At 61.7% G+C, this 13,663-nt stretch carries 13 protein-coding genes and 1 pseudogene; 10 read left to right on the forward strand and 4 right to left on the reverse strand.

What is annotated here, in order from left to right:
- Positions 1–63: 63 nt before the first annotated feature.
- From J2Y63_RS03840 to J2Y63_RS03855, 4 genes are all read left to right on the forward strand, one after another.
- Positions 64–606: a transporter gene (locus tag J2Y63_RS03840; protein ID WP_435265004.1), complete on the forward strand. Its 543-nt coding sequence runs from the start codon at positions 64–66 to the stop codon at positions 604–606.
- Between the two features lie 294 nt (positions 607–900).
- On the forward strand, positions 901–1,731 hold the full coding sequence (locus J2Y63_RS03845) for an alpha/beta fold hydrolase (RefSeq protein ID WP_435265039.1): 831 nt from the start codon (positions 901–903) through the stop codon (positions 1,729–1,731).
- A 76-nt stretch (positions 1,732–1,807) separates the two neighbouring features.
- Positions 1,808–2,608, forward strand: coding sequence for an SDR family NAD(P)-dependent oxidoreductase (locus J2Y63_RS03850; protein ID WP_435265005.1), 801 nt, complete (start codon positions 1,808–1,810; stop codon positions 2,606–2,608).
- A 45-nt stretch (positions 2,609–2,653) separates the two neighbouring features.
- Entirely contained in the window at positions 2,654–3,595 is a 942-nt protein-coding gene (locus J2Y63_RS03855; protein WP_435265006.1) for an MBL fold metallo-hydrolase, read from the forward strand.
- A 10-nt stretch (positions 3,596–3,605) separates the two neighbouring features.
- Here the strand turns inward: J2Y63_RS03855 and J2Y63_RS03860 are convergent, their stop codons facing one another.
- The 3 genes from J2Y63_RS03860 to J2Y63_RS03870 form a co-directional block, all read right to left on the reverse strand.
- Complete coding sequence (locus J2Y63_RS03860) at positions 3,606–4,310, reverse strand: DUF599 domain-containing protein (RefSeq protein ID WP_435265040.1); 705 nt, start codon at positions 4,308–4,310, stop codon at positions 3,606–3,608.
- A 106-nt stretch (positions 4,311–4,416) separates the two neighbouring features.
- Positions 4,417–5,136 (reverse strand): 2OG-Fe(II) oxygenase, encoded by a 720-nt coding sequence (locus J2Y63_RS03865; RefSeq protein WP_435265007.1) that lies wholly within the window; start codon positions 5,134–5,136, stop codon positions 4,417–4,419.
- Positions 5,133–5,687: a methylated-DNA--[protein]-cysteine S-methyltransferase gene (locus J2Y63_RS03870; RefSeq protein WP_435265008.1), complete on the reverse strand. Its 555-nt coding sequence runs from the start codon at positions 5,685–5,687 to the stop codon at positions 5,133–5,135. Before J2Y63_RS03870 ends, J2Y63_RS03865 begins: the two co-directional genes overlap by 4 nt.
- Positions 5,688–5,962: 275 nt before the next feature.
- On the opposite strand from J2Y63_RS03870, the pseudogene J2Y63_RS03875 reads away from it, so the two are divergent.
- A pseudogene (locus tag J2Y63_RS03875) lies at positions 5,963–7,176 on the forward strand (multidrug effflux MFS transporter).
- Between the two features lie 52 nt (positions 7,177–7,228).
- On the opposite strand, the gene J2Y63_RS03880 reads toward J2Y63_RS03875, so the two are convergent.
- Complete coding sequence (locus J2Y63_RS03880; RefSeq protein WP_435265009.1) at positions 7,229–7,831, reverse strand: LuxR C-terminal-related transcriptional regulator; 603 nt, start codon at positions 7,829–7,831, stop codon at positions 7,229–7,231.
- A gap of 77 nt (positions 7,832–7,908) precedes the next feature.
- On the opposite strand from J2Y63_RS03880, the gene J2Y63_RS03885 reads away from it, so the two are divergent.
- The 5 genes from J2Y63_RS03885 (at position 7,909) to repC (ending at position 13,531) form a co-directional block, all read left to right on the forward strand.
- Entirely contained in the window at positions 7,909–8,625 is a 717-nt protein-coding gene (locus J2Y63_RS03885; RefSeq protein ID WP_256114438.1) for a CoA transferase subunit A, read from the forward strand.
- Positions 8,625–9,272 carry a 3-oxoacid CoA-transferase subunit B gene (locus J2Y63_RS03890; protein ID WP_435265010.1) on the forward strand — a complete coding sequence of 216 codons (648 nt, stop codon included), beginning with the start codon at positions 8,625–8,627 and terminating at the stop codon, positions 9,270–9,272. Before J2Y63_RS03885 ends, J2Y63_RS03890 begins: the two co-directional genes overlap by 1 nt.
- A gap of 597 nt (positions 9,273–9,869) precedes the next feature.
- Positions 9,870–11,093, forward strand: coding sequence for a plasmid partitioning protein RepA (gene repA, locus J2Y63_RS03895; RefSeq protein ID WP_256114436.1), 1,224 nt, complete (start codon positions 9,870–9,872; stop codon positions 11,091–11,093).
- Positions 11,090–12,118, forward strand: a complete 1,029-nt coding sequence (repB, locus tag J2Y63_RS03900; RefSeq protein WP_435265011.1) for a plasmid partitioning protein RepB — start codon at positions 11,090–11,092, stop codon at positions 12,116–12,118. The genes repA and repB overlap by 4 nt, the downstream gene beginning before the upstream one ends.
- Positions 12,119–12,316: 198 nt before the next feature.
- The gene (repC, locus tag J2Y63_RS03905; protein WP_435265012.1) at positions 12,317–13,531 is read left to right on the forward strand and encodes a plasmid replication protein RepC; all 1,215 of its coding nucleotides are present in this window, start codon (positions 12,317–12,319) and stop codon (positions 13,529–13,531) included.
- Positions 13,532–13,663: the final 132 nt, after the last annotated feature.

Raw genomic sequence — 13,663 nt, forward strand, 5'->3', positions numbered from 1 at the left:
ACAACTCTCAACTCGTTCTCCTCCCGCAAAGCCACGATGATGCGGCGAGAATGGGAGAGTGGAATGACCGAAATGCCCTTCATCCCGCGTTTTGTGATCCTGATCGTCGAGGATGAGGGAGAGCGGCCTGATGTTGGCCTGCCGTGGATCGCGCCGGCCTATTATGCCTTCCGGGACATGGGCGTCGAGGTTGCCATCGCCACACCGCTCGGCGGCCCGCCGATCCTCACGACCATGAGGACAACAGCGGACGAAACTGCCGCGGTGGAGCGGTTCAAGGCGGACAGGAACGCCCGCGACGAGCTCGCCGACACGCTGAGCCTCGACCAGATCGTCGTGGAAGACTTCGACGCGGCCTTCTGCATCGGCTTTTCTGGGCGAATCTGGGGGGAAGACGGCGCGGTTTCCGCTTTCGTGCGTGCCTTCCTGTCCGCGGGAAAGCCGGTCGCCCTTGTTCCCGGAAAATATGCGCTGGTCAAGCCCGAAGGGGCCGGCGCCGGGCTGCTGATCCTCGGTGACAGCGAGGCCTCGCCGCTCCATGCAGCGCGCGCGCTGGTCCATCTGGTCGGTGAGATGCACGCATCCCCTGATATTCAACGGCTTTAAGGACGCCGGGAACGACGCTAGACTGCGCTTTCTGCACGTCGCCTTTGCATCGATTTACGACGCTTTACTCGTGTTGCGGCTTCGTCTGCGTCACCTTGATTTTCGTCAACGAGACGCGGGCAAAGTCCGCACAGGAGGGAAGCCATGAATGAATGGGCCACCGCCTTTCCGGTCGCAGCCATGCGCCGCGATCTTCTTCTTGGAGCCGCGGCCACCATCGCGGCGCTTGCACTTCCGACATATGCCGACGCGCAGACATCGAACACCAATCAGGACGAAACGAAGGACACCGCCATGCCTTTCATCAAAATCGCCGACGACGTCGAAATCTATTACAAGGACTGGGGTCCGAAGGACGCGCAGCCCGTTGTCTTCCATCACGGCTGGCCGCTTTCGGCCGACGACTGGGACAACCAGATGATGTTCTTCCTCGAAAACGGCTACCGCGTCATCGCCCATGACCGCCGGGGCCATGGCCGCTCCAGCCAGACCTGGACCGGCAACGAGATGGACACCTACGCCGCCGATGTCGCGGCGCTCACCGATGCACTCGACCTCAAGGACGCCATCCATGTCGGCCATTCGACGGGCGGCGGCGAAGTCGTGCACTATGTCGCCCGCGCCAAGAAGGGACGCGTCGCCAAGGCGGTCATCATCGGCGCGGTGCCGCCGATCATGGTCAAGTCCGAGACGAATCCGGGCGGCCTGCCGATCGAGGTTTTCGACGGTTTTCGCGCAGCACTCGTCGCCAACCGCGCCCAGTTCTTCCTGGATGTGCCCTCCGGCCCGTTCTACGGCTTCAACCGGCCCGGCGCGAAGATTTCCGAGGGCGTCATCAACAATTGGTGGCGGCAGGGCATGATGGGCGGCGCCAAGGCGCATTACGATTGCATCAAGGCATTCTCCGAGACCGACTTCACGGAGGACCTCAAGGCGATCGACCTGCCCGTGCTCGTCATGCATGGCGAGGACGACCAGATCGTGCCGATTGCCGACTCCGCGCCGCTCTCGGCGAAACTGCTGAAGAACAGCACGCTCAAGACTTACAAAGACCTGCCGCACGGCATGTGCACGACCCATCCGGAGATCATCAATCCTGACCTGCTGGCATTCATCAAGAGCTAGTCCACTGATCGTCATGCGCGCCGGGCCCCTGGCCCGGCGTGCGCTTTGCCATAATATGAGGAAGAGGGGATTTCGAATGCCAAGGAAAACCGCAATGGTGACCGGAGCCTCCTCAGGGATCGGCGCCATCTATGCCGATCGCCTCGCCGGGCGCGGCTTCGACCTGTTGACCGTCGCCCGCGACCGCGGTCGTTTGGAGGAGCAAGCGGCGCGCCTTGCCGCAAGCCATGGCGTTAACGTGACGCCGCTTCCGGCGGACCTTTCCGGTCGCGAGGGGCTGGAGCTGGTACTCGCGAAACTTCGGGAAGACACGGGGATCACCATGCTCGTCAACTGCGCGGGGAGCGGGCCGAAAGGTCCGGTGCTGCAATCCGAAACCACGGGCCTTGCCGCCATGGTTCATCTCAATGTCGATGTTCTGCATGCCCTGACGGTGGAGGCGGCGAAGGCCTTTGCGGCGCGCGGCGAGGGGGCGATCATCAACATTGCCTCGGTCGTGGCGCTGATGCCCGAGCGGTTCAACGCGACCTATGTCGCCAGCAAGGCCTTCGTGCTGGCCTTCACCCAGGCGATGTCGGAGGAGTTGAAGGGGCAGGGCACCCAAATCCAGGCGGTGCTGCCCGGCTTCACGCGCACGGAAATCTTCGAGCGCGCCGGCATCGACATCAACGTCATCCCCGCCGACATGATCATGGGAGCGGAAGAGATGGTGGATGCCGCATTGGCGGGTTTCGATCGCGGAGAACTCGTCACCATCCCGTCGCTCGCCGATGACGGGCTCTGGCAGGCTCTGGAAAATGCGCGCCATGCACTCGGCCCGCACCTGTCGTTGAAACACGCGGCACCGCGATACGGTATCCACTCCGAAGCCGTGTGATGCTTCGGAGTGGATGACGGACCGGTTTTTCAAGGGAGATTTGTCATGTCCGCCTTCGAGGTTGGAAATATCCAGGCCACCCGTAGACAGGTGCTCGCCGGCGCGGCGGCCGCGGGCGTTTCGCTCGCCTTGCCGCGGAATGTCCTGGCCGCTCCGGTCCATACATTCTCGCACGGCGCGTTCGACATCTCGGTCGTCAGCGACGGCCTTATCATGCTGCCGCCCGAAGTTCTCCTGCCCGATGCGTCGGCCGAGGAGCGCGCCGATTTCCTGAAGCGTCTCCGCGGTGACGCGAAAGGGGCCGCGGTGCAGGCAAATATTCCGTTGATCCGGCACGGGCAGGATCTCATCCTGATCGACAATGGTTCGGGAACCAATTTCCAGCCGAGCGCGGGGCGCCTGGCGGAAAACCTGAAGACACTCGGCGTGCTGCCGGAGCAGATCACCAAGGTGGTGTTCACCCATGTGCATCCCGATCATTCCGGCGCGACGACCACGGCCGATGGCAAGGTGCTCTATCCGAACGCGCACTATTATGTCAGCGATGCGGAATGGGCCTTCTGGATGGCAGGCGATTTCGAAGCCCGCCAGCCATCGGCGCTTCACGGCTTCGCCAAGGGCGCAAGGCGCGACCTTTCCGCTGTCGAAGATCGCCTGACGCGGGTGAAGCCAGGCGATGAAATCCTGTCCGGCATGGCCATGGTGTCAACGCCGGGTCATACGCCCGGCCATATGTCGGTGGAGATCGCCGGCGACGGAAACCTGCTGATCACGGGCGATGCCTGCACCAGCGATACGATCTTCTTCGAACGGCCGGACTGGCATTTCGGCTTCGACACCGAGCCGGACATCGCTTTGAAGAGCAGGCAGATGCTGCTCGACCGCGCATCTTCGGAAAAAGTGAAGATGCTCGGCTATCATTGGAGCTATCCGGGTGTCGGATTTGCGGAGCCCGCCGGGCAGGCCTACCGGTTCGTGCCGGCATAGTGCCGAGCGGTCAGGATTTGCTCTTCTGCGCCTCGATGAGGTCATGGATGCGGCTCAGGCCATGGGCGGTGCGCGAGGATGTATGCCGCCACACCATGAGGGATGCGGATAGGAGCGTGCCCGCGCAGAACACCCACGGACCCAGGAACCAGAGGATGGCGGCGAAGGTGAAATAATAGGACCGAACGCCCTTGGAGAAGGTCCGCAGCGCCGGATTGACGACGGAGGTCAGGGCATCCGTCCAGGCATCGAGGTCGCGGTCCTCATTCTTGGACGGGCTGCTGCCGATCGCCGCCAGGCAGTAATTCAACTGGCGGACGGCCCAGACGAAATCCGAAAGCCCGCGCAGGAGCGTCCCGAAGACCAGCAGGATTTTCGTCTGGAGAAGCCAGGCCGGCGTGTCGCCCGCAAAGGTCGCGATCAGCCCCGTTTTGCTGAACGATGCGGGATCGATAGACAACGAGCCCACCACCGCCATGATAACCAGCAGGTTGGCCGAGGCGAAGAACGAGGCCGAGTTGATCGTGTGCCCGAGAATGGCGGCATCCCCGATGAAGTTGGTATCGCGCGTCAGCACTTCCCGCATCCAGGCCCGCCGGATCGCCTCCATGTTGCGGGGAATGCTGTTCTTGCGCTTGGTGTATTCCAGCCATGGTTCCAGGGAGACCCAGACCAGCAAGAAAAACGCGATCGCGCCTATGTCCTCGAGCGGCATCTCTGGTCGGTCGTTGCCGCCCCCTGTTTCCCCGATGCCGACTGTGGCAAAGAATTGCCGATTGCTCAATCCTCGCTCCACAGTTCGGCGGGCAGGGCGGCGGCCGTCAGCGGGCGTCGTGGAAGATGATGCCGACGGTGTGGCGTTTGCCGGAGCGCACGCGGCTGACACCGTGGCGGAGATTGACACGATAATTCCCCTTCGTTCCCTGCACCGGGCGGTTATGCACCGCGAAGGCCACTGCATCGCCCTGGCGCAGCGGTACGACCTCCACCCGGCTTTGCATGCGCGGCCGCTGTTCGGTCAGCACGAATTCGCCGCCGGTAAAGTCGCTGCCGGGCTCCGAAAGTAGGATTGCCACCTGGATTGGAAAGGCGAGATCGCCGTAGAGATCCTGATGCAGGCAGTTGAAATCACCGGGGCCATATTGCAGCAGCAACGGCGTCGGCCGCATTTGGCCGGCGTCATGGCACTGTTGAAGGAACGGCGCGTGCTCTCCGGGATAACGCTCCGCGATCCCCATGCGCTCGTTCCAGACATTGGCGACGCTCGCAAGGTGGGGATAGAGCGCCGTGCGCAGGCTGCCGAGAAGGTCGGGCAGGGGATATTTGAAATAGCGGTATTCGCCCTTGCCGAAACCGTGCCGCGCCATGACGATGTGGCTGCGGAAATGGCTTTCATCGGGATAGAGCGCCGCAATCCCGCGGCACTCCTCCAGTGTCAGCAGCTTTGGAAGGACCGCACAGCCGAAACCATCCAGCTCGCCGGCAAGCGCTTTCCAATCATAGGCGGCGACCCGTGCTTCGGCAGACGTCGCGACACTCATGCCATGGCCTCCTTCCGGAGGAGTTCGCGCTTGCGCTCGATGCCCCAGCGGTAGCCGGCGAGTTCACCGTTTGCACGCAGGACCCGGTGGCACGGAATGGCGAGCGCAATCGGATTGGCGGCGCAGGCAGTGCCGACGGCTCGCGGGCTTGCGAGCGGGCTGATCCAGCCGGCCACTTCCCGGTAGCTGACCGTTCGGCCCGCGGGGATCGTCCGCAGCCTTTCCCAAACGCGCCGTTGGAACGGCGTCCCGCGCATGTCGAGCGTGAGAGGGAGACCCACAGCAGGCTCCGCGATGAAACGCAGCACCGCCTCCATGGCCGCTTTCGCCGCAGCTTCGCCCGGGACGAGCATCGCCTGCGGGAAACGACGGGCGAGATCCGCCATCAGGTCTTCGGCACTGTCGCCGATGAGGATCGCGCAAACGCCCTTGTTGCTCTGCGCCAGCAAAACCTTGCCGAGCGTGCAATCGGCGACGGCGAAGGAAAGAATGTCGGCCGTCTTCACCCTTGGTGCGGCCCGTAACGCCTTGTTGGCGATCATGATGTTCATCGTCGTAACTCCTTGTTTGTCTTGGAGATCGACACTAGGCCGCACGATGCCGCACCAAACTCCGATCCTTGCTCTCAAATCGAGAAATTCCGCCAAGGTGTGGCGAGGCGTTTGGCAGGCCGGGTATAGATAGGCTGTTGCATCTCTCATATGCCGCGCTGAGAATAGGGCATACCCAGATACAGATAGAAATCGTGTAATCTATCTTATGGAACTAATCGATTTCACGCTCTCGGGCACTTGAGGCTGCGGCAAATACGTTTCACACACGGCGCATGACATCCTCGATCAGTTTTCGCGAACGCATCGCGCTCTATGCGCTTCTGACCTCACTGACCTCGCTCAGCATCGATGCGCTGTTGCCGGGGTTGCGGGAGATTGGCGCGGATGTCGGTGTCGCGCCGCCGCTTTCGACGCAGCACGTCATATCGCTTTTCATCTTCGGCATGGCGTTCGGTGAACTGCTGCTTGGTCCGCTGTCCGACGCGATCGGACGGAAGAAGGCGCTTGTGCTCGGTCTCTGTGTCTATGCCGCCGGAACCATCATCGCCATGCTGGCGGGAACGCTGGAGATGGTGATCCTCGGCCGGTTCCTTCAGGGCGTCGGCGTCTCCGGCCCGAAGATTGCGACGCGGGCCATGATCCGCGACCAGTTCGAGGGCGATGCGATGGCCCGCGTCATGTCCTTCATGTTCACCCTGTTCATTCTCGTGCCGATGCTGGCGCCGGCCCTGGCGCGGGCTTGATCGCCCTTACCGGCTGGCGCAGCGTCTTTGTGGCTTATCTGGTCATTGCGGGTCTTCTTGGCCTGTGGCTGGCGGTTCGCCAGCCGGAAACTTTGCCCGCAGAAAAGCGCATTCCGTTTCGGCCAGGCCTGCTGTTCCTGAATGGCCGCCGCATCCTTTCCAACCGTCGCGTGACGTTGCTGATCATGGCGACCGGGCTCGTTTTCGGCGCACAACTCCTTTATCTCAGCACGGCGGTGGATCTGTTCTTTGACGCCTATGCAATCCGGGAAACCTTTCCCTTCTATTTTGCGGCGCTGGCCACGGCGGTGGGACTTGCTTCATTCACCAATGCTAGGCTCGTGCAGCGGTTCGGCATGGATAGAATGGCGCGCGCCGCCCTCCTGGGATTGGCGTCGACCGGCTTTCTGATGCTGGTTGTATCCACGCTGTGCGGAGGCCGCCTGCCGCTTGCCGCTTTCATGGCATTCGGGTTTGCGGCCTTCTTCGCCATCGGCATCCTCTTCGGCAACCTGAACGCCATGGTCATGCGCTCCCTTGGCCAGGTTGCCGGTTTGGGCGCCTCCTTGCTCGCGTCCGGATCGAGCCTCGTTGCAACTCTGTTTGCTGTCGGCATGGGTAGTTTCTACGACGGTACGACTGTCAATTTGTCCGCAGGCTTCTTCGTCGCTGGTGTCGGCTCGCTCATTCTGGCGCAAGTGGCGCAAGGCGGCGATGTATCACCCGTCGAGGCTGCTCGATAAACGGAAGCAGAAGTCGACGCGATCGGCCATGATGGCCGCCCCAACTTGTTCCCTACCCTGCCCCATCCGGGCCTGGCGCATGAGCGAACCAAGAGGTCAACTGGGCGGAATTGGTACAGCCGGTGATCTTCATCAGTCGGGCGCGGTGCGATTCGACGGTGCGGACCGACAGGTCCAGCTCGTCCGCAATGCGCGCATTGGTCTTTCCTTGCGATACCAGCGTCAGGATCTGGCGCTGGCGCTCCGTCAGGGAAAGCTGCGGACTGGTCGTCGGGCGGTTGAGCCGCTGGAAGCAGTAGAGCGCATGAGCGAAGGGGTCGTCGTGCTGAAAGCTCTTTCCGGTGACCTGGCACCAGAAACGCTGCCCGGTCACCGACATCATGATCCGCTCGTCATAATAGCTGCGCCCCCCTGGCAGGTGTTCCAGCCACATTTTTCCGGTATGGATGAAGTCGGCGATCTTCGGATAAAGCACCGCGAAACTGCGGTCGATCAGGTCCGGGCGGGCATAGCCGAAGAGTTCGGCGAAGGCGTCGTTGCAATCGCGGATGATACGGTGGGTCGCGTAGACCATCGGCACGGGAATTTCGTTCAGGGAGAAGCGTAAGTCCCCTTCCCTGCTGAAGCCTTCGATTGAGCCGGCACGTCGCGTCATGCCGTATAAATACGGCTAACGCCTGCCGCCGTTCAAGCCGTAATGTCTCGCCCGGAACGTTTTCTATGGGAGGAACCATGCGGAAAATCCACGACGATGCGACGGCGGCCCTGGCGGGTCTGCTCAAGGATGGCATGACCATCATGGCCGGCGGTTTCGGGCTTTGCGGTATTCCCGAAGCCCTGATCGAAGCAGTGCGCGAATCTGGCGTGCGCGGCCTGACGGTCATTTCCAACAATGCGGGCGTCGATGGCATCGGCCTCGGCCGGCTGCTGGAAACCCGCCAGATCGACAAGATGATCTCGTCCTATGTCGGCGAGAACGCGCTCTTCGCGCAGCAATATCTCGCGAAGGAACTGGAGATCGAGTTCAACCCGCAGGGCACGCTCGCCGAGCGCATCCGCGCCGGCGGCGCCGGCATTCCCGCCTTCTTCACCCGCACCGGCGTCGGCACGGCCGTTGGCGAAGGCAAGGAAGTGCGTGAATTCGACGGGCAGCTCTATCTCATGGAGACGGCGCTCTTTGCAGACCTCGCTATCGTCCACGCCTGGCGCGGCGATACGGACGGAAACCTCGTCTATCGCAAGACCGCGCGCAACTTCAATCCGGTCATGGCGACGGCGGCGCACACGACGGTCGCGCAAGTCGAGAAGATCGTTGAGCCGGGTAGCATCGATCCCGACCACGTGCATACGCCGGGCATCTATGTCTCGCGCATGATCGAGGTTGCAAACGCTGAAAAGCGGATCGAGAAACGAACGGTGACGCCGCGGCAGTCGGTGGAGGCAGTCTGATGGCCTGGACACGGGACGACATGGCGGCGCGCGCCGCAAAGGAACTGCAGGACGGCTTTTACGTCAATCTGGGCATCGGCATCCCGACGCTGGTGGCGAACTACATCCCGGCCGGCATTCACGTCACGCTGCAAAGCGAGAACGGCATGCTGGGCATGGGCCCCTTCCCTTTTGAGGGCGAGGAAGATGCGGACCTGATCAATGCCGGCAAGCAGACGATCAGCGAACTGCCGGGCAGCAGCTTCTTTTCCAGTGCTGAAAGCTTTGCGATGATCCGGGGCGGCCATATCGACCTCTCCGTTCTGGGCGCGATGCAGGTGGCGGAAAACGGTGACCTCGCCAACTGGATGATCCCCGGCAAGATGGTCAAGGGCATGGGCGGCGCGATGGATCTCGTTGCCGGCGTCAAGCGGGTCGTGGTCGTCATGGAGCACGAAGCGCGCGGCGAATCCAAGGTTCTTAAGCGCTGTGACCTGCCGCTGACCGGAAGCCGCGTCGTCAACCTGCTGATTACCGACCTTGCCGTCTTCGAGCCGGCGATCCGCGGCGAGGAGCCCATGCGCCTGGTGGAACTCGCGCCGGGCGTCACGGTCGACGAATTGCGCGCCCGCACGCAGGCGGATTTCCGAGTTGCGCTCGACGGGTAGTGCGGCCGGAAAGTCATTTTATAATTCAGCCTATTAAAGGGTCGGAACATAAAGTTCCGGCCCCTCCCCTGTTAACTCCCGCCGTCGAACATCATGTCGGTGGCATACGGTCTAATTTCGACAGCGCCGGATCGAAAAAATCCTAGGCATGACCGGCCGCGGTCCAGGACGCCAGTTGCGGCTGATAGTGGCTGGTTCCGCTATCACGCTGACATTGCCGGCACTGGCAGTCGACCCGCGGGCGTCATTTGCCGCTGCGTGAAACGACGACGATTTGCCAATTTCAAAAGGCTTGTCGCGGACAGGAGGTTCCGGTGATTCTGAATCCCGATTCTCTTGCGCGCCGGCATTTTGATCCCGTAGGCCTCCGCCTGGCAGGACTACCTGTGTCAAAAGTGTGGAGAGTTACAAACGGAAAATCACGCTACTTTGGCGATAAATATAATAATATCAGTTGATTAACACCTATCTACGACCGAAGACTGACCGTTGGGTTCGATTGTCAACCGCCAACACATGGACGGGCTTATAGAATCGTGTTCTATCTCTTGGCGAGTGCCGGCCGGTAAACCGGCGATAGGCCGCCAAGAGGGAAAAATGGCGATAGCGCAACAGGTAGAAACAGTGGTTCCTTCCAAGGAAGATGCAGGCAGCAAGATCACGCGCCATGCCACGCTGTTGTCCGGACAGCTCCAGCAGCTGAGAACGCGTATGTATCCGCCGAAATCGGAAAAGATTCTTCGGCAATTTTTGACGAATGAAGTCTCCAAGCTGACATCGATACCCGATTCGACGCTGAAGCTGATGTCGAGCGAAGGCCGTGGCCCCGTGCCGAGCCGGCTGGAGAACAATCATCGGGTCTATACGCTCCAGCAAATCAACGAGTTGCGGGAATTGTTCGCAAAGCAGAAGCCGGCGGACGCCCTGCGGTTCCTGCCGCGTCGCCGGCCGGGAGAACACCTCCAGGTTCTCGCCATCGCCAACTTCAAAGGCGGCAGCGCCAAGACGACGACCTGCGTCCATCTCGCGCATTTTCTCGCCCTGCAAGGCTACCGGGTCCTCGCGCTCGACCTCGATCCGCAGGCGTCGCTGTCGGCGATGTTCGGTTCGCAGCCCGAGGTCGATGTCGGCGCCAACGAGACGATCTATGCGGCGCTTCGATACGACGACGCCGAACGGCGGCCGATACGCGACATTATCCGCAAGACATATTTCGACGGCATCGACCTCATTCCCGGCAATCTGGAAGTGATGGAGTACGAGCATGAGACCCCGCGAGTCCTCGCCAACAGGTCGAGCTCTGGCGCAATCTTCTTCGAGCGGCTGAAACTCTGCCTCGCCGAGGTGGAAGCCGACTACGATGTCGTCATCCTGGACACCCCACCCTCGCTCGGCTTCCTGACGCTGAGCGCGATCTACGCGGCGACGAGCATGATCATCACCGTGCATCCGGCCATGTTGGACGTCGCGTCGATGAGCCAGTTCCTTCTCATGATGGGCGACCTTATCAGCGTCTTGACCGACAGCGGCGCGCAGCTCGATCAGGATTTCATTCGGTATCTCGTGACGCGTCACGATCCGAACGATGCGCCGCAGTCGCAGGTGGTCGCGATGCTGCGCCATCTGTTCGGCGCGGATGTCCTGCTGCCGACCGCCGTGGAAAGCACGGCCGTCGAGGCGGCGGGGCTTGGCAAACGCTCGCTGTACGAACTCGAAATGGGCCAGATCGGCCGCGAGACGCACAAGCGGGCACGCGAGGCGGTGGACGCCGTCAATGAGGCGATCGTTCGCCTGATCAACACGAGTTGGGGGCGTGGATGAGCAAGACACCACGGAAATCCATCGTTGCAAGCTTCGGCCTGCTTTCGGCTGAACTGGAAAGCGAGGAGCCCGCGGCACCCGAGCCGGTGGCGGCGCCCTCCCCTGCCCCGACGACACGCGTCGCCGCCGGCGTCATCGGTGCTGCCCATCGGGCGATCGACGACATCCGGGCGGAGCGTGACCGCTTGCGGGCGATCGTCGAGGCGGGCGGAGCGTCGATCCACGACCTCGACCCCAAGATTATCGACCCCTCCCCTTTTCCGGATCGATTGCCGGACGACGACGCGAGCGATTTCCAGACGCTGAAGCGCTCGATCGAGACGGAAGGCCAGAAGGTCCCCGTCCAGGTTCGAAAACACCCTTCGGCTCCTGGTCGCTACCAGATCGTCTATGGGCACCGGAGATGGCGTGCTGCCTTGGAGCTCGGCCAACCGGTCCGGGCGATCGAAGTCGATATGACCGATCACGACCTGGTCGTCGCCCAGGGCATCGAGAATGCCAGCCGGCAGGACCTGTCATGGATCGAGCGTGCGCTCTTTGCATCGCGCATGGACGATGCCGGGATCCGGCCCCGCGATATCTATGCGGCGCTTTCGATCGAAGATGCCGAGCTCGCGCGCATGCGCAGCGTCTATCGCTCGGTTCCGGGCGATGTGATCGAAGCGATCGGCCGCGCGCCAAAAATCGGCCGGCCGCGCTGGCTGGATCTGGCCAAGACGATTTCAGGCAGCTCCGGCGCCCTTGAAGCCGTGCGCCGCGCTTTGTCGAAGGCAGGCGACCGCATCGAGAACTCTGACCAGCGCTTCCAGCAGGCGTTGAATGCGGTGAAGTCGAGCCCGAGCCCGCGCGGTGCCGCCGTTACCCTCTCCGACACCGAAGGCAAGGCGCTCGGCGCCTATATTGCTTCGGCCAAGGACGTCCGGATATCCGGCGAGGGCGAACTGGGCGCCGCGTTCTTGAAGTTTATCCAGGAGGAGCTGCCGGCACTTGCCGAGCGCTTCTCCCGTCAGCGGAACAACGGGTAATCCTGACATTTGTCAGGTTGCCCGGATATGGAAGAAAGGAAGCGTCGCAAAAGAAAAAGGCCCCCCAAACGTTGCCGTCGTGGAAGCCTCTCTCTGATTTAGCACTTCGAGACTCGCATTTCCACGAATCTTAGTCAAGCGTCTTTGGCACCGTTTTTGGTGAGCGGATTTCTTTTGCCTTGTCGAAGGTGAGAGAAAATGCAGAGTGGAAATGTAACGACGCCTTTCGGGCGGCGGCCGATTTCGCTTGCCTTGGTCAGGCAGCAAGTCGCGGCAGCCGAGATCCCCGCGGGCAAGCGGGCTGACAAATGGAAGGTCTTTCGGGATGCGTCCGAAGCGCGTGTGCTTCTCGGGCTGCAAGATCGTAGCCTGGCCGTACTCGACGCCTTGCTGAGCTTCTATCCGGAGAACGAACTGCGCCAGGACGCGCAGCTCGTCGTCTTCCCATCGAATGCGCAGTTGAGCATCCGAGCCCACGGGATAGCGGGCGCAACACTGCGCAGGCACCTCGCCTTTCTCGTCGAGGCAGGCCTGGTCATCCGCAAGGACAGCGCCAACGGCAAGCGCTACGCCCGCAAGGATAGGAGCGGCACGATCGAATCCGCCTTTGGCTTTGATATCTCCCCTCTCCTGCTGCGCGCCGAGGAACTCGCAGAGATGGCACAGAAGGTCGCCTCTGAGCGCGCCGCCTTCCGCCGCGCAAAGGAGGAGCTTACCATCCGCCGCCGCGACGTACGCAAGTTGATCAGTGCCGCGATAGAGGAGGGGGCTCCAGGCGACTGGGCGGCAATCGAAGACATCTATATCAGCCTCGTAAGCCAAATTCCCCGTTCCCCGACGATGGCGGACGCGATCAAAATTAGCGCGGAATTGACGCTTCTGCAGGAGAAGGTCGTCAACATGCTGGAAAACATTGATAATTCGAAGAATATGAGCAGCAGTGCCGCTCAAAGTGGGCGGCATATACAGAATTCAAAACCCGAATCCATCTATGAACTTGAACCAAGCTCAGAAAAAGAGCTGGGGGCGATCCCGAATGAAAACCTGAAGCCAAATGCACAACCACCCTTCCCCTTCCCTTTGGGATTGGTCTTGAAGGCCTGCCAGGAGATTAGCGCATATGGACCCGCCGGCACGATCGGCAGCTGGCGCGACATGATGTCTGCAGCGGTCGTTGCCCGCTCGATGCTGGGAATAAGCCCATCGGCCTACGAGGAGGCCTGCGAGGTCATGGGTCCCGAAAACGCCGCAGTCACCCTCGGCTGCATCCTCGAACGCGCCGGCCACATCAATTCACCCGGCGGATACCTGCGCAACCTAACCTCCCGCGCCCGCCGCGGAGAATTTTCACTCGGCCCGGTTTTGATGGCGCTGTTGAGATCTGGCGGTGAGGGCGCACGGGAGGCTGGGTGAATGTGTGAAGAGGCTCCCGAAAAGAGAGCCCTCCCCTCTGAATAGCCCCGAGTTTTGTAGACACCCTCGGGTTAGATTTTCTGCTGCCTTTCGAACTCAACGGGCGACAGCATTCGGTTTCTGACGTGCTTG

Origin of the sequence: Shinella sp. BE166, assembly GCF_051201095.1 — a bacterium.
Classification (GTDB): domain Bacteria; phylum Pseudomonadota; class Alphaproteobacteria; order Rhizobiales; family Rhizobiaceae; genus Shinella; species Shinella lacus.